We start from the raw sequence: 19,428 nt of genomic DNA, 5'->3' as shown, positions 1-19,428 counted from the left end.
TGTTCTTGGCTGATGACGCAGCGGTCTTGAAGAAGACTGCGATGTCGGAAGAGTCCAAATCGGGGTGTAGCTTAGCCTGGTAGAGCGCTACGTTCGGGACGTAGAGGCCGGAGGTTCGAATCCTCTCACCCCGACCAGATTTGTGAAAAACCGTGCACCGAGGTGCACGGTTTTTTTTTACCTGCACGCCGCGCAACCCGTGCCACCTACGCGACACGCCCGCGCCACCGGCCTCTGCTATATTCCCTCCATACCTGTCCTTCACTATCCATTCCGACGCGTGGACCAAATTCCCTTATGGGCGCAAATCGGCGCCGTCTTCCTGCTTCTCCTCTGCTCCAGCTTCTTTTCCATTTCCGAGACCGCGATGATGGCGCTCAATCGCCATCGGCTGAAGCATCTCGCCGGCCAGGGCGCGCTCGGCGCGAAGACCACCCAGGGCCTGCTCACGCGCACCGACCAGCTGCTCAGCGTGATCCTGATCGGCAACAACCTGTTCAACACGATCATCCCGGTCCTCACGACGTCGATCGCACTGCATACGTTCGGCCATAACAACGTTGCGCTGTCGATCGCGACCGGCATCGTCGCGTTCCTGATCATCGTGTTCGCCGAGATCGCGCCGAAGATTGCCGGCGCGACGTTCCCGGAACGCATCGCGCTGCCCGCGAGCATCGTCATCGCGCCGCTGATGCGCGTGCTGAAGCCGATCGTCTGGTTCGTGAACACGCTCGCGCACGGCGTGCTGTGGGTACTGCGCATCAACACGGCCAAGGGCCGCGACCAGCGGATGTCGGCCGACGAGCTGCGCACCATCGTGCTCGAGTCGAGCAGCTTCATGCCGACCAAGCACCGCAGCATCCTGCTGAACCTGTTCGATCTCGAGAACATCACGGTCGACGACGTGATGGTGCCGCGCCGCCAGATCGAATCGCTCAATTTCTATGCGCCGCTCGACGACGTCCTGCATCAGCTCGAGACCTGCTATCACAACCGGCTCGTCGTCTATGAGGGCGACATCGACAAGGTGCTCGGCGTGCTGCACGTGCGCAAGACGCTGACCGCGCTCCACAACCAGGATTTCGACCGCGAGACGCTGCGCTCGCTGCTCGCCGAGCCGTACTACGTGCCGTCGGGCACGCCGGTGTTCCAGCAGCTCCAGTTCTTCCAGGAAAGCCGCCAGCGCACCGCGCTGATCGTCAACGAGTACGGCGAGCTCGAAGGCCTCGTCACGCCCGAGGACATCATCGAGGAGCTGATCGGCGAGTTCACGACGTCGATGCCGCGCAGCGCGCGCAAGGGCGGCTGGGACGAAAACGGCGAGTGCATCGTCGCGGCGAGCATGCCGCTGCGCGAGCTGAACCGCTGGCTGCACCTGAAGCTGCCGACCGACGGCCCGAAGACGCTCAACGGGCTGATCCTCGAAGTCCTCGAGGAGATTCCGGAAGACGACGTGTGCGTGAAGATCGGCGACGTGATGCTCGAGGTGATGCGCAGCGACGACCAGGCGGTGCGCACCGTCAAGCTGTTCAAGCCACGCCCCGCACGCGGCGCGCTCGGCATCGCCCGCTAAGGCCCCCTAAGGCCCCAAAGGCCCCCAAGGCCCGCTAATAGGGCCCGTTAGCCCGCCAGGACCCGCCAAGCCCCCGCTCTCGCGATCGCGGGCTCACGCTGGCCGACCGGCCGACTGTCGGCGCCGCCGTTACCGCGCGACCATGCAGAGGTCACGGTAACCAGGCGGCCGCCGCGCCGGCAATCATGCTTTTCACGCCCACCGACGGGATGCCCGCCATCCCCGATCCCGCTCCGCCCACCGGCCCTCGCCCGCTCGACGCCGCCCAGCTCGACGACGCACCCGCCACGCGCCTGTTGACGGATACGCTGCGCGCCGCGAGCGCCCGCGCAGCATCCGACATCCACGTCGAGCCGTTCGAAACGGGATGGCGGCTGCGCCTGCGCGTCGATGGCGTGCTGCACGAACATGCGCGGCCGCCCGTTCACCTGCGCGACGCGTTCATCACCCGGATCAAGGTGCTCGCGCGGATGGATATTGCCGAGCGCCGCGTTCCGCAGGATGGCCGCCTGCGCATCGCGCTGACCGACCGCGAGCGCGGCGACTACCGGGTCAGCTCGCTGCCGACGCTGTTCGGCGAAAAACTCGTGCTGCGCCGCCTTGAAACGCTGCCGCCCGATCTCACGCTCGCGAACCTCGGCTTCGACGCGCAACAGGCCGCCGCACTGGAGGCGGCGATCCGCGCGCCGCACGGCCTCGTGCTCGTCACCGGGCCGACAGGCAGCGGCAAGACGCTGTCGCTGTACTGCGCGCTGCAGATGCTCGATCGTGATGCACACAACGTCTGCACGGTCGAGGATCCGGCCGAGATCCAGCTCGACGGCATCAATCAGGTCGGCGTCGCCGAAAAGGCCGGGCTGACCTTCGCCACCGCACTGCGCGCGTTGTTGCGGCAGGATCCGGACGTCATCATGGTCGGCGAGATCCGCGACGCGGAAACGGCCGACGTCGCGATCAAGGCCGCGCAAACCGGACACCTCGTGCTCTCGACGCTGCACACCAACGACGCACCCGCCGCGATTGCGCGGCTGCTCGACATCGGCGTCGCGCCATACAACCTCGCGGCCGCGTTGCGCCTCGTCACCGCGCAACGCCTCGTGCGGCGCCTGTGCGCAACCTGCCGCACACCGTCGGACGCGCCGGCACGCCTGTTGCACGAAGCCGGCTGCGACCCGTCGGCCCTGGTGTCGGGATGGCGGCCGTTCGTTGCGCGCGGCTGCGCCGCGTGCCACGGCATCGGCTACCGCGGCCGCATCGGCGTGCACCAGGCGATGCCGGTTTCACCGGGCCTGGCCGAACGGATCGTCGCGCGCGCGAGTGTCGGCCAGCTCGCCCGGCACGCCACCGGCGAAGGCATATGCACGCTGCGCGACGCCGCGCTCGCCCGCGTGAAGGATGGCACGACGAGTCTCGCGGAAGCCCTTGCGATGACGCCCGACGCATGAGCGCACGAACGCCACCGCGCGAAACCCGCTTCGTCTGGCGCGGCCGCCGCCAGGACGGCGCGCCGCGCCGCGGTACCGTGATCGCGTTCGACGCAGCCGGCGCGCGGGCGCTCCTCAAGCGCGGCGGCATCACAGTGCTGTCGCTCGACGCGCGCGGTGCGGCCCGACCGCCGATTGCGCGCGGGCGCGATGTCACGCGCTTCACGCGTCAGCTCGCGAGCCTGTTGCAAGCGGGCCTGCCGCTCGCGCCGTCGCTGGAAATGCTCGCGCGCGCCGGCGGGCCCGACGGGATGCCACGCATCGCGGCCGGCCTTGCGCGCGAGATCGTCGACGGTCGGCGCTTCGCCGTGGCGCTCGCCCGCTACCCGACGCAATTCGGCTCGCTGTACTGCCAGCTGATCGAGGTCGGCGAGACGTCCGGTGCGCTCGGCACGGTGCTGACTCGCGTCGCGGATCACCGCGAGCGCGCTGACGCACAACACCGCAAGCTGCGTGCCGCGCTGGCCTATCCGGTCGCAGTCATCGGGTTCGCGCTCGCGATCACGATCGCGTTGATGGTGTGGGTCGTGCCGACGTTCCGGCAGATCTTCGACGGCTTCGGCGCAGCGCTGCCGGCCCCGACGCGCATGCTGCTCGCGCTTGCGTCCGCCACTTCGGCATGGGGCCTCCCGCTGCTCGCCTGCGCCACTGTGGCGGGCATCGGCGCCCGGCACGCAATCGGGCGCCTGCCCGCCGCGCGGTTCGCGTGCGCCCGCGCGCTGCTGCGCGTGCCGCTCGTCGGCAGCGCGCTGAGCCGGTTCGCCGCCGCACGATGGTGCCGTTCGCTCGCGACACTGCTCGGCGCCGGCGTGCCGCTCGCGGATGCGTTTGCGACACTCGAACGCACGGCCGGCCATCCCGTCTACGAGCGGGCCACCGCGCGCATCGCCGCGCGCGTGTTGCATGGTGCGCGTCTTGCCGACGCGATGCAGGCGGCCGGCTGCTTCCCGGACGACGTCGTCCAGCCGATCGCCGTCGCGGAAGAAACCGGCGCGCTCGACACGATGCTCGTCGACATCGCGACGCTGTGCGAACGCCAGCTCGATGCGCATCTCGATACGCTCGCCGCGCTCGGCGAACCGCTGATCGTGATCGTGCTGGGCGCGCTGGTAGGCAGCCTGGTCGTCGCGATGTACCTGCCCATCCTTCAGCTCGGCAACGTGGTGTAGCATCGCAACCGAATCTGTCGCCTTTTAGCCTGATCGACCCGCTACATGATGCCCATGCCCCTGTCTGCCGCCCCCGCGTTGTCCGTGCTGGCAATGCTGCCGCCTGCCGCACAGTATGCGTTCGCCGCCGTGTTCGGACTGTGCATCGGCAGTTTCGTCAACGTCGTCGTTCACCGGCTGCCCGTGATGATGGAGCGCGCGTGGCGGACAGAAGTCGCAGAAGCGACGGGCGCCAGCGCGGAGCCCGACGACGGCTACCCGCTGCGCTACGATCTGTGGCATCCGCGCAGCGCGTGCCCGCACTGCGGCCACGTGCTGCGGTCGTGGGAAAACATCCCGCTCGTCAGCTACCTGCTGCAACGCGGACGCTGCCGTCAGTGCGGCCACGCGATCGGTATACGCTACCCGCTGATCGAACTGGCGGGCGCGCTGCTCGCCGCCGGCTCGCTCGCGGCATTCGGGCCGACCTTCGCCGCACTCGCCGCGTTCGGCCTGTGCGCCGCGCTGCTCGCGATGAGCGCGATCGATATCCGGACCGGCTACCTGCCCGATTCGATGACGCTGCCGCTCCTGTGGGCCGGGCTCGCGCTGAATCTCGGCGGCACGTTCACGTCGCTGCGCGCGGCTGTCATCGGCGCCATGGCAGGCTACCTGTTCCTGTGGTCGATCTATTGGCTGTTCAAGTGGCTGCGCGGCATCGAAGGGATCGGCTTCGGCGACCTGAAGCTGCTTGCCGCGCTCGGTGCGTGGATGGGCTGGGCCGCGCTGCCGCAGGTCGTGCTGTTCGCCGCGGTCACGGGTGCGATCGTCGGGCTCGTCGCGACGTGGCGCGGCCGCATGCGTTTCGAAGAGCCGATTCCGTTCGGCCCGTTTCTTGCGGCCGGCGGTGCCGCGACGCTGTTCTTCGGCACCCCTTTCTATTCGGCTCTTGGAGGCTGACATGTTCGCAGTAGGACTCACCGGCGGGATCGGCAGCGGCAAGACCACGATCGCGGACCTGTTCGCGGCCCGCGGCGCGTCGATCGTCGACACCGACCTGATCGCCCATCGCATCACCGCGCCCGGCGGGCTCGCGATGCCGGCGATCGCGCAGGCGTTCGGTGCGGATTTCGTCGCCGCGGACGGCTCGCTCGACCGCGCGAAGATGCGCACGCTGATCTTCAGCGACGACGCGGCACGGCGTCGCCTCGAAGCGATCACGCATCCGCTGATCCGCGCGGAAACCGACCGCGAAGGCCGGGAAGCGCAAGGCGCGTACGTGATGTACGTCGTCCCGCTCCTCGTCGAGTCGGGCAACTGGAAGGCGCGGGTCGATCGCGTGCTCGTCGTCGATTGCGACGTCGAAACCCAGATCGCGCGCGTGATGCGCCGCAACGGATTCACACGCGAGCAAGTCGAGGCGATCGTCGCGCGGCAAGCGACGCGCGACGCACGTCTCGCCGCTGCCGACGACGTGATCGTCAACGCTGCGACGACGCCCGCTATGCTCGCCGCGGAGGTCGATGCACTGCACCAGCGCTATCTCGCGTACTCGTCAGACGAAAAATGATCGCCGCATCGCGGCCTCGCGCACGCGCCATCCGCGCGATGGCGCACGAAATTGGCGCTTGGCCAGCGTAGACAGTGCGCATTAGAATGTCCTGCATTGTTTCATTCCCTACGCAAGAGGCGAGCGCGCTTGATTCTTTACGAGTATCCGTTCAATGAGCGAATTCGCACGTTGCTGCGCCTCGAAGACCTGTTCGAGCGCTTCGCGTTCTTTTTGGCTCAAGAGGACGCGCGGGAACATCATGTCGCGCTGACGACGCTGTTCGAGATCGCCGAAGTAACGGGCCGTGCGGACCTGAAATCGGAGCTGATGAAGGAGCTCGAGCGGCAGCGCCAGACGCTCGCTCCGTTTCGCGGCAATCCCGGCATCGAACAGAACGCGCTCGAAGCCGTGCTCGGCGAAATCGAGCAGACGCTGGCGAATCTCGCGCAAATGCAAGGCAAGACCGGCCAGCATCTGGTCGATAACGAATGGCTTGCGAGCATCCGCAGCCGCGCGGTCATTCCGGGCGGCACGTGCAAATTCGATCTGCCGTCGTACTACGCATGGCAGCAGTGGCCTGCCGAACAGCGGCGCCAGGACATCGCGAAGTGGATCCTGCCGCTGCTGCCGCTGCGTGACGCTGCGGCGATCGTGCTGCGCCTCGCGCGCGAATCGGGCCAGGCGTCGAAGGTGATGGCGATGCAGGGCAGCTACCAGCAGATGCTCTCCGGTCGGAGCTATCAACTGATGCAGGTGCGCGTGGCCCCGGAATTGCGTGTGATTCCCGAAGCGAGCGCGAACAAGTACATGCTGTGGGTGCGCTTCACGATGCAGGACGGCGACGTGCGGCCGCGCGCGGTCGACATGGACGTGCCGTTCCACCTGACCCTGTGCAATCTGTAACGGCCGAGTGCCGAATCGACGCTTTCGTATGGTTAGTATGGTTACCGTTGTGAAATGTCCGTCGTGCGGCGCCGAAGTGCGCTGGACGCCTGAAAATCGCTTCCGTCCCTTCTGTTCCGCCCGCTGCAAGCAGCTCGATCTCGGCGCATGGGCAGCCGAAAAGTATCGGATCGGCAGCAATTCGGACGATGCTCCGTTGTCCGAGGAAGACGGCACGGACGGCAACCGCAACAGCTGAGCGGCCCGGCACCGTCCCGCGTGATCGCGATGCGGGCCCGCCCGTGCGGGCAGGCCCCGGACGTCAGCGTTGCGCTTCGTCCTTCGCGAGCAGTTCCAGGATCGGCAGCGCCGCGGGCAACAGCGGCGCGACGTCGACCGGCAGGTGCTGCCAGACGAACGCCTGCCCTTCCTTGCTGTGCGGCTCGCCCGTCCAGCCCGTCACCTTGCAGAAATAGAGCCGCACATATGCGTGCGGATAATCGTGCTCGAGCGTGTGCCAGCGATGGCACGCGGTGACGACGATCCCGAGTTCCTCGTGCAGTTCGCGCGCGAGCGCGTCCTCGACGCTTTCCCCGGCCTCCAGCTTGCCGCCCGGAAATTCCCAGTAGCCTTCGTAAGGCTTGCCCGGCAGGCGCTGCGCAAGCAGATACCGGCCGTCCGGCTGCACCATGATGCCGACCGCGACCTCGGTCACCTTGCGGCCGTCGGGTGCGTGCACGGCGCGTTGTGCGAGATCCGTGCTCATGCCTGCTCCTTGCGGCCCGACCAGTCGCGCGCGAACTGCCACGCGACGCGTCCCGAGCGCGAACCACGCTCGAGCGCCCAGACGAGCGCGTCGCCGCGCGCCGTTTCGATCTCGGCATGGTCGCAGCCGAAATGGCGCAGCCAGTGCGCAACGATCCCGAGGTAATCGTCCTGCTTGAACGGGTAGAAGCTGACCCACAGGCCGAAACGCTCGGACAGCGAAATCTTCTCTTCGACAACTTCGCCCGGATGGATCTCGCCGTCCGGCAGGTGCTTGTACGTCTCGTTGTCGCTCATGTACTCGGGCAGCAGATGGCGGCGGTTCGACGTCGCGTAGATCAGCACGTTGTCCGATTGCGCGGCCACCGAACCGTCGAGCGCGACCTTCAGCGCCTTGTAGCCCGACTCGCCTTCCTCGAACGACAGGTCGTCGCAGAACACGATGAAGCGCTCGGGGCGCTGCGCGATCAGCTCGACGATGTCGCCGAGATCGTGCAGGTCGTCCTTGTCGACTTCGATCAGGCGCAACCCGTCCTGCGCGTGCGCATTCAGGCACGCCTTGATCAGCGACGACTTGCCGGTGCCGCGCGCGCCCGTCAGCAGCACGTTGTTGGCCGGCTTCTGCTGCACGAACTGCCGCGTGTTCTGCTCGATCAGCGCCTTCTGGCGATCGATGTTGTGCAGGTCGGCGAGCGTGATCGTCGACGCGGCCGGCACCGGCTGCAGGTAGCCACGCCCCTGGCGCTTGCGCCAGCGGAACGCGTGCGCGGCGTTCCAGTCGACGGACGCCGGCGCCGGCGGCAGCATCGCCTCGAGACGGCCGAGCAGCGCTTCCGCGCGCGTCAGAAACTGTTCGAGCTTGTCCATGATGGTCGTGCGCCCCCGTTTCAGGAGCGGTAGTCCGCGTTGATGCTCACGTAGTCGTGCGACAGGTCGCACGTCCAGATCGTCGCCTGCGCGTCGCCGCGGCCGAGCAGCACGCGGATCGTGATCTCGCTCTGCTTCATCACGCGCTGGCCGTCCTCTTCCTGGTAGGCCGGGTTGCGGCCGCCCGCTTTCGCGACCAGCACGTCGTCGAGATACAGGTCGATCTTGCCGACGTCGAGATCGGTGACGCCCGCATAGCCGATCGCCGCGAGAATGCGGCCGAGGTTCGGGTCCGACGCGTAGAACGCGGTCTTCACGAGCGGCGAGTGGCCGATCGCGTACGCGATCTGACGGCATTCGGCGACGCTCTTGCCGCCTTCGACCTGCACCGTCATGAATTTCGTCGCGCCTTCGCCGTCGCGCACGATCAGCTGCGACAGCACCTGCGCGACTTCGGTCACTGCATCGCGCAGCGCCGCGTAGGCGGGCGAATCGGTCGACGTGATCGCCGGCAGCGTGCTCTTGCCGGACGCGACCAGGATGAACGAGTCGTTCGTCGACGTATCGCCGTCGATCGTGATGCAGTTGAACGAGCGGTCCGCGACTTCCTTCACGAGTGCGTCGAGCACCGGCTGTGCGACGTTCGCATCGAATGCGAGGAAGCCGAGCATCGTTGCCATGTTCGGCTTGATCATGCCCGCGCCCTTGCTGATGCCGGTCAGCGTGACCGTGTGACCGTCGATCGTCACCTGACGCGACGTCGCCTTCGGCAGCGTGTCGGTCGTCATGATCGCCTGCGCCGCGTCGTACCAGTGCGCGGCCTGGCGGTTCGCGAGCGCCGCCGGCAGGCCGGCCTTCAGACGGTCGATCGGCAGCGGCTCGAGGATCACGCCCGTCGAGAACGGCAGCACCTGCGACGGCTCGATGCCGGCGAGGCGTGCAAGTTCCGCACAGGTTTCGCGTGCGTGCGCGAGGCCCGGCTCGCCGGTGCCCGCGTTCGCATTGCCGGTGTTCACGACCAGCGCGCGGATGCCCGCACCGCCCGCGCGCACCTTTGCCAGATGCTCGCGACACACGGTCACGGGCGCGGCGCAGAAGCGGTTCTCGGTGAACACGCCCGCGACCGTCGCGCCTTCCTCGACGGAAATGACCAGCACGTCCTTGCGGTTCGGCTTGCGAATGTTCGCCTCCGCCCAGCCCAGCGTGACGCCGGCGACGGGATGCAGTTGGGCGGGATCGATCGACGGAAAATTGACAGCCATGTGGAGCACCTGCCGGAAGGAAAATGCCGGCGCGCGCCGGCATCGATTGAACGAACCGGCGGCCGCACGCGCGGGCCGCCGCTACTCACTAACACCAATCAACGCTACAAGCGACGCGGCGCGCTCATCGCGCGCCGCCTTCGATCACGACAGCTTGCCGTGACAGTGCTTGTACTTCTTGCCGCTGCCGCACGGGCACGGATCGTTGCGGCCGACCTTCGGCATCTCGCCGCCAGGGCCGCTGTGGGTCATCGCGCTGCCGACCATCTCGGCAGTCGCAGCCGCGACGGCCGCACCGCCGGCCACCGGCGCACCGGCTTCGGCGAACTCGGCATGCTGGTACTCGACGTTGTCGAGATTGCCGCTGCCGCGCTCCTCGATCTGCTCGGCCGCTTCCTCGAGCTGCTCCGGCGACTGGATCTGCACGTTCATCACGATCCGCGTGACTTCCTGCTTGATCGCCTCGAGCATCGCGGCGAACAGCTCGAATGCCTCGCGCTTGTATTCCTGCTTCGGGTTCTTCTGCGCGTAGCCGCGCAGGTGGATGCCCTGGCGCAGGTGGTCGAGCGCCGCGAGGTGCTCGCGCCACAGGCGGTCGACCGCCTGCAGCATCACCGAACGCTCGAACGCGCTGAACGATTCGCGGCCGACCAGCGCGACCTTCGACTCGTATTGCTCGTCGGCCGAGGTCGTCACCGCGTCGAGAATCTCGTCGGCCGTGATCGACGACGACTCGTTCACCATTTCCTGGACCGCGAGATCGAGCTGCCAGTCGTTGCGCAGCACTTCCTCGAGCTCGGGGATATCCCACTGCTCCTCGATGCTGCCCGCCGGCACGAACTGGCGGACCACCTCGCCGATCACGCTGTGACGCATCGCGGCGATGGTCTCGGTGATGTCGTGTGCTTCGAGCAGCTCGTTGCGCTGCTGGTAGATCACCTTGCGCTGGTCGTTCGAGACGTCGTCGTATTCGAGCAACTGCTTGCGGATGTCGAAGTTGCGCGCCTCGACCTTGCGCTGCGCGGATTCGATCGAGCGCGTGACGATGCCGGCCTCGATCGCCTCGCCTTCGGGCATCTTCAGGCGGTCCATGATCGAGCGCACACGGTCGCCCGCGAAGATGCGCAGCAGCGGATCGTCGAGCGACAGGTAGAAGCGCGACGAGCCCGGATCGCCCTGGCGGCCCGCACGGCCGCGCAGCTGGTTGTCGATCCGGCGCGACTCGTGACGCTCGGTGCCGATGATGTGCAGGCCGCCCGCGGCCTTCACCTGCTCGTGCAGCGTTTCCCACTCGTCATGAAGCTGCTGGATGCGGCGTGCCTTCTCGTCCGCCGGGATCGCTTCGTCGGCCTCGATGAACGCGGCCTGCTTCTCGGCGTTGCCGCCGAGCACGATGTCGGTACCGCGACCCGCCATGTTGGTCGCGATCGTGATGCGCTGCGGACGGCCCGCTTCCGCGACGATTGCCGCTTCGCGCGCGTGCTGCTTCGCGTTCAGCACCTCGTGCGGCAGCCCGGCCTGCTTCAGCAGGTGCGACAGCAGTTCGGAGTTCTCGATCGACGTCGTGCCGACCAGCACCGGCTGGCCGCGCTCGTAGCATTCGCGAATGTCGCGGATCACCGCGTCGTAGCGCTCCTTGGCCGTCTTGTAGATCTGGTCCTGCTTGTCGATCCGCTTCGGCGGACGGTTGGTCGGGATCACGACCGTTTCGAGGCCGTAGATCTCGTTGAATTCGTACGCTTCGGTGTCCGCGGTGCCGGTCATGCCCGCCAGCTTCGCGTACATGCGGAAGTAGTTCTGGAACGTGATCGACGCGAGCGTCTGGTTCTCGCTCTGGATCTTCACGTGCTCCTTCGCCTCGACCGCCTGGTGCAGGCCGTCGGACCAGCGGCGGCCCGCCATCAGGCGGCCCGTGAATTCGTCGACGATGATCACTTCGCCGTTCTGCACGACGTAGTGCTGGTCCTTGTGGAACAGCGTGTGTGCGCGCAGCGCCGCGTACACGTGATGCATCAGCGTAATGTTCTGCGGCGCGTACAGGCTTTCGCCCTCGCCGATCAGGCCCCATTCCGAGAGCAGGCGCTCGGCCTTCTCGTGGCCCGATTCCGTGAGGAACACCTGGCGCGACTTCTCGTCGAGCGTGTAGTCGCCCGGCTTCTCGACGCCCGTGCCGTCGGCCTTCTCCTCGCCGATCTGGCGCTCGAGCAGCGGCGGCAGCGCGTTCATCCGCACGTACAGCTCGGTGTGGTCTTCGGCCTGGCCCGAGATGATCAGCGGCGTACGCGCTTCGTCGATCAGGATCGAGTCGACCTCGTCGACCACCGAGAAGTTGAGCGAGCGCTGCACGCGGGAGCCGGTCTCGTAGACCATGTTGTCGCGCAGGTAGTCGAAGCCGAACTCGTTGTTCGTGCCGTACGTGATGTCGGCCGCGTAAGCCTGCTGCTTCTGCTCGTGCTCCATGCCGGACAGGTTGATGCCGACCGACAGCCCGAGGAAGTTGTAGAGGCGCGCCATCCACTCGGCGTCACGCTGCGCGAGGTAGTCGTTGACCGTCACGACGTGAACGCCGCGGCCCGTCAGCGCGTTCAGGTACACCGGCAGCGTCGCGACGAGCGTCTTGCCTTCGCCGGTGCGCATTTCGGCGATCTTGCCGTAGTGGAGCACCATGCCGCCGATCAACTGCACGTCGAAGTGGCGCATCTTCAGCACCCGGCGGCTCGCCTCGCGGCAGACCGCGAACGCCTCGGGCAGCAACTTGTCGAGCGATTCGCCGGCCGCGATTCGCTGGCGGAACTCGTCCGTCTTGCCGCGCAACTGGTCGTCCGTCAGCTTCTCGATCTGCGTTTCGAGCGCATTGATCGCCGCGACGGTCTTTTGATATTGCTTGACGAGCCGCTGGTTGCGGCTGCCAAAAATTTTCTGGAGAAAACCGGTTGTCATCGGATCGGATCCTGCGTCGCAGCACCGGCGCCCGGCGCGTGTTGCGCGCCCCGACGCCCGAGCCTCGGCGGCTTAGCGTATGAGTGGATTCAAACATCGAATTTTAGCACGCGAGGGAGCACGCGCCCGTGTCACGGCCTGACGGTCGAGGTGCTCCGGCGACCGGCGCCGCGCGGCGAAAGCCCGGCGCGCACGCGCCGCGGCGGTTACAATCGGCGTCAACGTCCGCGTGCCCGCGCGCCTGAAGAATGCCTCGATGAACCGATTTTCCAAGCGTTTCGGCCCGCTCGCCGCGCACCGCCCGCAACCCGTGTCGGAACTGCTCAAGCACACCGACGCGTTTGCGGCGCTGCGGGCGGGCGTCGAGCAGGTCGCCGCACTGCAGCGCGACCTCGCCGCGCTGCTGCCCGACTACCTCGCGAGCCACATCGAACCGGGCTCCATCAAGGACGGCACCCTGACCCTGTTTGCCGCGCACAACGCGCTGGCCGCCCGGCTGCGGCAGGTCGAACCGCGGCTGCTCGCGGATCTCCAGCGGCGCGGCTGGCCGGTGGCGACGCTGCGCGTGCGCGTGCGTCCGAAGGACGCGCCGGAACCGGCGCCCGTGAAGCAGGCGCGGATGACGCCCGTAGGCGCGGCCGCGCTGCGCGACCTCGCCGAGCATCTCGAGCCGTCGCCGCTGCAGGCTGCGCTCGCGCGAATGGCCGCGCGGCACGGCGGCAAGGCGCCACGCTGACGCTGCGCGGCCGTCACGGCCAGAAACGAAAAAAGCGGCCCGAAGGCCGCTTTTTTCATGGGCGCGCAGAACGCGCGCCGCTCATGCGAATGCCGTCTGCGTATCGAACGCGAAGCCGCTCGGCGCGGACTGCGGATCGTCGAACGTCACGATCTCATACGCGTCCTCGTGCGCAAGCAACTCGCGCAGCAGCGCGTTGTTGAGCCCGTGGCCCGACTTGTACGCCGTGTACGACGCCAGCAGCGGATGGCCGACCACGTATAGGTCGCCGATCGCGTCGAGCATCTTGTGCTTCACGAACTCGTCGTCATAGCGCAGCCCGTCATTGTTCAGGATGCGGTACTCGTCGAGCACGATCGCATTGTCCATGCTGCCACCGCGCGCAAGGCCCATCTCGCGCAGCATCTCGGCTTCGTGTGCGAAGCCGAACGTGCGCGCGCGTGCGATCTCGCGCACATACGACGTGTTCGCGAAATCGACCTCGAGCTCCTGGCCCGTCTTGTCGACGGCCGGGTGGCGGAAGTCGATCGTGAACTTCAGCTTGAAGCCAAAATAAGGGTCGAGACGCGCGAACTTGTCGCCGTCGCGGATTTCGACCGGCTTCTTCACCTTGATGAAACGCTTCGGCGCGTTCTGCTCCTCGATGCCGGCCGACTGGATCAGGAACACGAAGGTCGCCGCGCTGCCATCCATGATCGGAATTTCCTCGGCGGTCACGTCGACATAGAGATTGTCGATGCCGAGGCCCGCGCACGCCGACATCAGGTGCTCGACGGTCGACACGCGCACGCCATCCTTCTGCAGGACCGACGCGAGCCGCGTATCGCCGATCGACATCGCCGAGGCCGGAATGTCGACGGGCGTCGGCAGGTCGACGCGCGAAAACACGATGCCCGTGCCCGGCGCGGCGGGACGGAGCGTCAGTTCGATCTTGCGACCCGAGTGGACACCGATGCCCACGGTCTTCACGATCGATTTGATGGTGCGCTGCTTCAGCATGGCGATCTTCGTTTTGATTGAAAAAATCAATCAAGCGTTATATTCGATAGACGAGATTATAGCGTAATTCCCTATTCAGCGTCGTTTGAAACTGCGTATCAATCTGTTTCCGCTGTTTACCCCCAGCCGATACGGGACGGGCCGATGCCCGGAACGGAGGCGTTCCCGGTCATCAGCCCGTGTTACAACCGCCCTGCGGCCGATATGCAACGTTGCCTGCAGGCAACGGCGCATCGCGCAATCAGGGCTTCAACTTCGCCAGCACACTCGCCGCATCGCTCACTTCGAACTTGCCCGGCGCTTCGACGGCCAGCGTCTTGACCACACCGTCGTCGACCACCATCGCGTAGCGCAGGGAACGAATCCCCATGCCACGCGCGGACAAATCCTGCGTCAGCCCCAGCGCATGAGTGAAAGCCGCGCTGCCGTCCGCCATCATGCGCACCTTGCCCGCGGTGTGCAGATCACGTCCCCAAGCGCCCATCACGAATGCGTCGTTGACGGACACGCACCAGATCTCGTCGATGCCCGCCGCGCGTAGTTGCTCGGCGTGCTCGACGTAGCCCGGCACATGCTGCGCTGAACAGGTCGGCGTGAAAGCGCCCGGCAATCCGAAGATCACCACCCGCTTGCCCGCCGTCTGCTCGCGCACGCTGCGGGCGTTCGGCCCCAGCGTGCAGCCTGCCTGCGCGTCGTCGATGAACTCGAACAACTGCGCATCGGGCAGCGCGTCGCCCACTTGAATCATGGCTGGTCCCTCATAGCGATGCGGTTTCTTGCGTGACACGGACAGCACGGCCCATCCCGCCTCGCCGAAGCGAAGAGGGCACGTTTCCCGGCCCGGCGTCGCAGCCGACGCGGCCTGTCACGGTCCGTAGCATCCGTCCACGCGGCTTCAACCGCGGCGACACCGCCGCGGCTTCGCCTGTGTGCGTCAGTCAGCCTGCTTGCGCAGGAAAGCCGGGATGTCGTACGTGTCGACCCCCTTCTCCTGCAGCGCCTGCACGTGCGATGCCGCGGTTTCGCGCGAATTGCGCCACACGGCCGGCGTGTCGAGCGCGCCGTAGTCGGCCGTGCTCACATGATGCGCCGGTGCGTAGCTGTTGTGCGACACCGCGTTGATCGGCTGGTTGTCCGTGCCGGTGCGCAAGAGCGTCATCGGTGCCGACTGCTGCTTCTTCGCCGCGCGGCCGAGGCCCGTCGCGACGACCGTCACGCGCAGCGCGTCGCCCATCGCGTCGTCGTACACCGCACCGAAGATCACCGTCGCGTCTTCCGCTGCGTAGCTCTTGATCGTGTTCATCACTTCGCGCGTTTCCGACAGGCGCAGCGAACGGCTCGACGTGATGTTGACCAGCACGCCGCGCGCGCCCGACAGATCGACGCCTTCGAGCAGCGGGCTCGCCACCGCCTGTTCCGCCGCGAGGCGCGCGCGATCGACGCCGGCGACCGTCGCCGTGCCCATCATCGCCTTGCCCTGCTCGCCCATCACCGTCTTCACGTCTTCGAAGTCGACGTTCACGAGACCATCGACGTTGATGATTTCCGCGATGCCTGCAACCGCGTTGTTCAACACGTCATCCGCGCACTGGAAGCACTTGTCCATCTCGGCGTCATCGCCCATCACGTCGAACAGCTTGTCGTTCAGAACGACGATCAGCGAGTCGACGTGATCCTCCAGTTGCTGCGAACCGGCTTCCGCGACGCGCATCCGCTTGCCGCCCTCGAACTCGAACGGCTTGCTGACGACGCCAACCGTCAGGATCCCCATCTCCTTCGCGATCTGTGCGACGACCGGTGCCGCGCCCGTGCCGGTGCCACCGCCCATGCCGGCCGTGATGAACACCATGTGCGCGCCGCGCAGCGCGTCGGCGATGCGCTCACGCGCCTCTTCCGCCGCCGCCTTGCCCATTTCCGGCTTCGCGCCGGCGCCGAGGCCGGTGTTGCCGAGCTGGATCACGGACGGTGCGCGCGCACGCGACAGCGCCTGCGCGTCGGTGTTCATCACGATGAAGTCGACGCCCTGCACACCGCGGTTGATCATGTGCTGCACGGCATTGCCGCCAGCGCCGCCAACGCCCACCACCTTGATGATGGTGCCGTTGGTTTCGGTTTCCAGCATTTCAAATTCCATTGTTGCCTCCGTCAAGAAAGTTACTGCTACTCGGCCGTTATTCGGCAGGAGATCGGGCAACCCCCTGTCGCGCGCCGGCCGCCGGCACCGGCGCGAATTTCGATTCGGTTCATCAGAAGTTGCTCAGGAACCATTCCTTCATCCGCGAGAAGATCTGCCCCGCGTTGCCGGACTGCACGGCGACCTTGCGGCCGCGCATGCGCTGAGCACTGCCTTCCACCAGGAGGCCCATCGCCGTCGAGTAGCGCGGGTTGCGCACGACGTCAGCCAGGCCGCCTGCATATTCCGGCGCGCCGATGCGCACCGGTTTCAGGAAAATGTCTTCGCCGAGCTCGACCATGCCCGGCATCATCGCGGCACCGCCGGTAATGACCACGCCGGAGCTCAGCAGTTCTTCGTAACCCGATTCGCGCACCACCTGCTGCACGAGCGAGAACAGTTCCTCGACGCGCGGCTCGATCACGGCCGCGAGCGCCTGGCGCGACAGCGTGCGCGGGCCGCGTTCGCCGAGGCCCGGCACTTCGACCATCTCGTCCGGATCGGCGAGCGCCTGCTTCGCGATCCCGTAGCCGACCTTGATGTCTTCCGCGTCCGGCGTCGGCGTGCGCAGCGCCATCGCGATGTCGCTCGTGATCTGGTCGCCGGCGATCGGAATCACCGCGGTATGGCGGATCGCGCCTTCCGCGAAGATCGCGATGTCGGTCGTGCCGCCACCGACGTCGACGAGCACCACACCGAGATCCTTCTCGTCTTCAGTCAGCACCGCGAGCGACGACGCGAGCGGCTGCAGGATCAGGTCGTTCACTTCGAGCCCGCAGCGGCGCACGCACTTGACGATGTTCTGCGCGGCGCTCACTGCGCCCGTCACGATATGCACCTTCACCTCGAGGCGGATGCCGCTCATGCCGATCGGCTCGCGCACGTCTTCCTGGCCGTCGATGATGAATTCCTGCGTGAGGATGTGCAGCACCTGCTGGTCGGTCGGGATGTTGATCGCCTTGGCCGTCTCGATCACGCGCGCGACGTCGGTCTGCGTGACTTCCTTGTCCTTGATCGCGACCATCCCGCTCGAGTTGAAGCTGCGGATGTGGCTGCCGGCAATCCCCGTGAACACGTTGGTGATCTTGCAGTCGGCCATCAGCTCGGCTTCCTCGAGCGCGCGCTGGATCGACTGCACGGTGGCTTCGATGTTCACCACCACACCTTTCTTCAGACCCTTCGATTCGCTCTGGCCGAGGCCGATCACCTCGTAGTGGCCTTCGCCCTTCAGCTCGGCGACGACGGCCACCACCTTCGACGTGCCGATGTCGAGGGAAACCAGCAGATCCTTGTAGTCTTTGCTCATAAAGTGCTCTTGCGTGTGATCTCTCGTTACTTCTTGCGCTTGTCGGTATCGGTCAGGAACCGCATGCCCGCCGCGCGAATCGCGAATCCGTTCGGATAGCGCAGGTCCGCGTACTCGATGTCGTTGCCCCAGCGCTGCGTGACGGCCGGCCATGCGGCGACGAGGCGCTGGCTCCGGTCGTGCAGCGATTCGCTGTTGCGCTCCTTGCCCAGCTCGACCTGCATCCCGTTCGACAGCTTCACCGTCCACGCATAGCGCGCCGACAGCGTCACTTCTTCCGGCGCCGCCTTCAGCGGCGCGAACCATTTCGCGAAGTCGCGGTACCGCGTGACGACTTCCTTCGCGCTGCCTTCCGGTCCGTCGAACGCGGGCAGCTCCTCGTCGAGCTCGCCCTGGTTCGCGGTGAACAGCTCGCCGTCGATACTCACGAGCTGGTTGCTGCCCCACGTCCCGAGCGGTTTGTACTCCTCGAGCGTGACAGCCAGCGCATTCGGCCACACGCGGCGCACGCTCGCGTGGCGCACCCACGGCATCTGCTCGAACGCGGTGCGCGCCATATCGAGATCGACCGTGAAGAAATTGCCCTTCAGCCGCCCGACCACGCCCGCGCGCACGGTCGGCGCGTTGATATGGTCGGTATCGCCGTCGATCCGGATCTCGCGCAGCGCGAACGCCGGACGCTGGATCAGCCAGTAGCAGCCGGCCGCCGCCAACACGAGCAGCAGCAGCGCGTACAGCGCGCTGGCGGCAAGGTTGAGTTGGCGAACGTTGTTCCACATACGTCTTTCCGTTCCTGCGTCAGTCGTTGAGCGTGAGCGACAGAATCTTCACGACCAGCTCCGAATAGCTGATGCCGACCGCACGCGCGGCCTTCGGCGGCAGCGAGTGATCGGTCATGCCCGGCGCGGTGTTCACTTCCAGGAAGTACGCGTCGCCCGCGGCGTCGAGCATGAAATCCGCGCGGCCCCAGTCGGTGCAGCCGAGCACGTCGAACGCGCGGCGCGCGAGGCGCTTCAGTTCCGCTTCCTTGCCGGCGGGCAGCCCGCACGGGATCAGGTACTGCGTGTCGTCGGCGATGTACTTCGCGTGATAGTCGTAGAACTCGCCGGCCGGCACGATCTTGATCACCGGCAGGTCGAGATCGCCGGCGATGCACGCGGTGTACTCGCCGCCGCCCTCGATGCTCTTCTCGACGATCACGATCCTGTCGTGCGTGGCCGCTTCCGCGAGCGCGGCCGGCAGCGCGTCGGCCGTCTTCACCTTCAGCACCGCGACGCTCGAGCCTTCGCTCGCCGGCTTCACGAACAGCGGCAGGCCGAGTTTCGCGACGATTTCAGGCGCACGCGCCGCAAAGTCGTCGCCACGCAACACCGTCTCGAACGGCGGCGTCGGCACGCCCGTCTGCTGCCACACGAGCTTCGTGCGGAACTTGTCGAGGCCGAGCGCCGAGCCCAGCACGCCGCTGCCCGTATAGCGGATCCCGTAGAAATCGAGCGCGCCCTGGATCTGGCCGTTCTCGCCATAGCCGCCGTGCAGCGCGATGAACGCGCGCTCGAACCCTTCGTCCTTCAGCGCCGCGAGCGGCCGCTCGGCCGGGTCGAACGGATGTGCGTCGACGCCCGCGTCGCGCAGGCCCTGCAGCACGAGGCGGCCCGAGGTGAGCGACACCTCGCGCTCGGCGGATTCCCCACCGAACAACACCGCCACCTTGCCGAAACGTTTCGGATCGATTCCGCTCATG

18 protein-coding genes and 1 tRNA gene are annotated in these 19,428 nt (G+C 66.7%); 9 read left to right on the top strand and 10 right to left on the bottom strand.

The window, feature by feature from the left end:
- Positions 1-60 precede the first annotated feature (60 nt).
- The 8 genes from DID96_RS14140 to DID96_RS14105 all read left to right on the top strand — a co-directional run bounded on the left by DID96_RS14140 (position 61) and on the right by DID96_RS14105 (position 6,898).
- A tRNA-Pro gene (locus DID96_RS14140) sits at positions 61-137 on the top strand.
- Positions 138-280: 143 nt separating this feature from the next.
- Positions 281-1,573 carry an HlyC/CorC family transporter gene (locus tag DID96_RS14135; RefSeq protein ID WP_124599926.1) on the top strand — a complete coding sequence of 431 codons (1,293 nt, stop codon included), beginning with the start codon at positions 281-283 and terminating at the stop codon, positions 1,571-1,573.
- Positions 1,574-1,758: 185 nt separating this feature from the next.
- On the top strand, positions 1,759-3,018 hold the full coding sequence (locus tag DID96_RS14130) for a GspE/PulE family protein (RefSeq protein WP_124599925.1): 1,260 nt from the start codon (positions 1,759-1,761) through the stop codon (positions 3,016-3,018).
- Positions 3,015-4,226, top strand: a complete 1,212-nt coding sequence (locus tag DID96_RS14125) for a type II secretion system F family protein (RefSeq protein WP_124599924.1) — start codon at positions 3,015-3,017, stop codon at positions 4,224-4,226. The genes DID96_RS14130 and DID96_RS14125 overlap by 4 nt, the downstream gene beginning before the upstream one ends.
- 45 nt (positions 4,227-4,271) lie before the next feature.
- Positions 4,272-5,165, top strand: coding sequence for an A24 family peptidase (locus DID96_RS14120; protein ID WP_124599923.1), 894 nt, complete (start codon positions 4,272-4,274; stop codon positions 5,163-5,165).
- A gap of 1 nt (position 5,166) precedes the next feature.
- Entirely contained in the window at positions 5,167-5,775 is a 609-nt protein-coding gene (coaE, locus tag DID96_RS14115) for a dephospho-CoA kinase (RefSeq protein ID WP_124599922.1), read from the top strand.
- A gap of 129 nt (positions 5,776-5,904) precedes the next feature.
- Complete coding sequence (gene zapD / locus DID96_RS14110) at positions 5,905-6,660, top strand: cell division protein ZapD (protein WP_124599921.1); 756 nt, start codon at positions 5,905-5,907, stop codon at positions 6,658-6,660.
- A gap of 37 nt (positions 6,661-6,697) precedes the next feature.
- Entirely contained in the window at positions 6,698-6,898 is a 201-nt protein-coding gene (locus DID96_RS14105; RefSeq protein WP_124600035.1) for a DNA gyrase inhibitor YacG, read from the top strand.
- Between the two features lie 63 nt (positions 6,899-6,961).
- Here DID96_RS14105 and DID96_RS14100 read toward each other — a convergent pair whose 3' ends face one another.
- From DID96_RS14100 to secA, 4 genes are all read right to left on the bottom strand, one after another.
- Positions 6,962-7,405 carry an NUDIX domain-containing protein gene (locus DID96_RS14100; RefSeq protein ID WP_124599920.1) on the bottom strand — a complete coding sequence of 148 codons (444 nt, stop codon included), beginning with the start codon at positions 7,403-7,405 and terminating at the stop codon, positions 6,962-6,964.
- A complete protein-coding gene (locus DID96_RS14095; RefSeq protein WP_124599919.1) occupies positions 7,402-8,271 on the bottom strand; it encodes an ATP-binding protein in 870 nt (289 codons plus the stop codon). The genes DID96_RS14100 and DID96_RS14095 overlap by 4 nt, the downstream gene beginning before the upstream one ends.
- Positions 8,272-8,291: 20 nt before the next feature.
- Complete coding sequence (gene argJ, locus DID96_RS14090; RefSeq protein ID WP_124599918.1) at positions 8,292-9,533, bottom strand: bifunctional glutamate N-acetyltransferase/amino-acid acetyltransferase ArgJ; 1,242 nt, start codon at positions 9,531-9,533, stop codon at positions 8,292-8,294.
- Positions 9,534-9,677: 144 nt separating this feature from the next.
- Positions 9,678-12,473 carry a preprotein translocase subunit SecA gene (secA, locus tag DID96_RS14080; RefSeq protein ID WP_124599917.1) on the bottom strand — a complete coding sequence of 932 codons (2,796 nt, stop codon included), beginning with the start codon at positions 12,471-12,473 and terminating at the stop codon, positions 9,678-9,680.
- Between the two features lie 256 nt (positions 12,474-12,729).
- On the opposite strand from secA, the gene DID96_RS14075 reads away from it, so the two are divergent.
- A complete protein-coding gene (locus tag DID96_RS14075) occupies positions 12,730-13,209 on the top strand; it encodes a DUF721 domain-containing protein (protein WP_124599916.1) in 480 nt (159 codons plus the stop codon).
- Between the two features lie 81 nt (positions 13,210-13,290).
- Here DID96_RS14075 and lpxC read toward each other — a convergent pair whose 3' ends face one another.
- The 6 genes from lpxC to DID96_RS14040 all read right to left on the bottom strand — a co-directional run bounded on the left by lpxC (position 13,291) and on the right by DID96_RS14040 (position 19,427).
- Positions 13,291-14,208, bottom strand: coding sequence for a UDP-3-O-acyl-N-acetylglucosamine deacetylase (gene lpxC, locus DID96_RS14070; RefSeq protein ID WP_124599915.1), 918 nt, complete (start codon positions 14,206-14,208; stop codon positions 13,291-13,293).
- 241 nt (positions 14,209-14,449) lie between these two features.
- The gene (locus tag DID96_RS14065; RefSeq protein ID WP_124600034.1) at positions 14,450-14,956 is read right to left on the bottom strand and encodes a peroxiredoxin; all 507 of its coding nucleotides are present in this window, start codon (positions 14,954-14,956) and stop codon (positions 14,450-14,452) included.
- A 186-nt stretch (positions 14,957-15,142) separates the two neighbouring features.
- Complete coding sequence (gene ftsZ / locus DID96_RS14060) at positions 15,143-16,342, bottom strand: cell division protein FtsZ (RefSeq protein WP_124599914.1); 1,200 nt, start codon at positions 16,340-16,342, stop codon at positions 15,143-15,145.
- Between the two features lie 112 nt (positions 16,343-16,454).
- Positions 16,455-17,687 (bottom strand): cell division protein FtsA, encoded by a 1,233-nt coding sequence (gene ftsA / locus DID96_RS14050; protein WP_124509643.1) that lies wholly within the window; start codon positions 17,685-17,687, stop codon positions 16,455-16,457.
- 26 nt (positions 17,688-17,713) lie between these two features.
- Positions 17,714-18,466, bottom strand: a complete 753-nt coding sequence (locus tag DID96_RS14045; RefSeq protein ID WP_124599913.1) for a cell division protein FtsQ/DivIB — start codon at positions 18,464-18,466, stop codon at positions 17,714-17,716.
- Between the two features lie 19 nt (positions 18,467-18,485).
- Positions 18,486-19,427 (bottom strand): D-alanine--D-alanine ligase, encoded by a 942-nt coding sequence (locus DID96_RS14040; RefSeq protein ID WP_124599912.1) that lies wholly within the window; start codon positions 19,425-19,427, stop codon positions 18,486-18,488.
- Between the last annotated feature and the right edge of the window lies 1 nt (position 19,428).

The sequence above is a fragment of the Burkholderia sp. Bp8963 genome (genome assembly GCF_003854275.1).
In the GTDB taxonomy this organism is placed as follows: Bacteria; Pseudomonadota; Gammaproteobacteria; order Burkholderiales; family Burkholderiaceae; genus Burkholderia.
Note: the sequence above shows the minus strand (reverse complement) of the source record. Positions and strands in the feature narration are given on the sequence as shown.

Bases quoted from the DNA above. Each gene is read 5' to 3' on its own strand.
- DID96_RS14130 (WP_124599925.1), top strand. From the start codon at position 1,759: ATGCTTTTCACGCCCACCGACGGGATGCCCGCCATCCCCGATCCCGCT.
- DID96_RS14125 (WP_124599924.1), top strand. From the start codon at position 3,015: ATGAGCGCACGAACGCCACCGCGCGAAACCCGCTTCGTCTGGCGCGGC.
- DID96_RS14120 (WP_124599923.1), top strand. From the start codon at position 4,272: ATGATGCCCATGCCCCTGTCTGCCGCCCCCGCGTTGTCCGTGCTGGCA.
- coaE (WP_124599922.1), top strand. From the start codon at position 5,167: ATGTTCGCAGTAGGACTCACCGGCGGGATCGGCAGCGGCAAGACCACG.
- DID96_RS14105 (WP_124600035.1), top strand. From the start codon at position 6,698: ATGGTTACCGTTGTGAAATGTCCGTCGTGCGGCGCCGAAGTGCGCTGG.
- DID96_RS14100 (WP_124599920.1), bottom strand. From the start codon at position 7,405: ATGAGCACGGATCTCGCACAACGCGCCGTGCACGCACCCGACGGCCGC.
- DID96_RS14095 (WP_124599919.1), bottom strand. From the start codon at position 8,271: ATGGACAAGCTCGAACAGTTTCTGACGCGCGCGGAAGCGCTGCTCGGC.
- argJ (WP_124599918.1), bottom strand. From the start codon at position 9,533: ATGGCTGTCAATTTTCCGTCGATCGATCCCGCCCAACTGCATCCCGTC.
- secA (WP_124599917.1), bottom strand. From the start codon at position 12,473: ATGACAACCGGTTTTCTCCAGAAAATTTTTGGCAGCCGCAACCAGCGG.
- DID96_RS14075 (WP_124599916.1), top strand. From the start codon at position 12,730: ATGAACCGATTTTCCAAGCGTTTCGGCCCGCTCGCCGCGCACCGCCCG.
- lpxC (WP_124599915.1), bottom strand. From the start codon at position 14,208: ATGCTGAAGCAGCGCACCATCAAATCGATCGTGAAGACCGTGGGCATC.
- DID96_RS14065 (WP_124600034.1), bottom strand. From the start codon at position 14,956: ATGATTCAAGTGGGCGACGCGCTGCCCGATGCGCAGTTGTTCGAGTTC.
- ftsZ (WP_124599914.1), bottom strand. From the start codon at position 16,342: ATGGAATTTGAAATGCTGGAAACCGAAACCAACGGCACCATCATCAAG.
- ftsA (WP_124509643.1), bottom strand. From the start codon at position 17,687: ATGAGCAAAGACTACAAGGATCTGCTGGTTTCCCTCGACATCGGCACG.
- DID96_RS14045 (WP_124599913.1), bottom strand. From the start codon at position 18,466: ATGTGGAACAACGTTCGCCAACTCAACCTTGCCGCCAGCGCGCTGTAC.
- DID96_RS14040 (WP_124599912.1), bottom strand. From the start codon at position 19,427: ATGAGCGGAATCGATCCGAAACGTTTCGGCAAGGTGGCGGTGTTGTTC.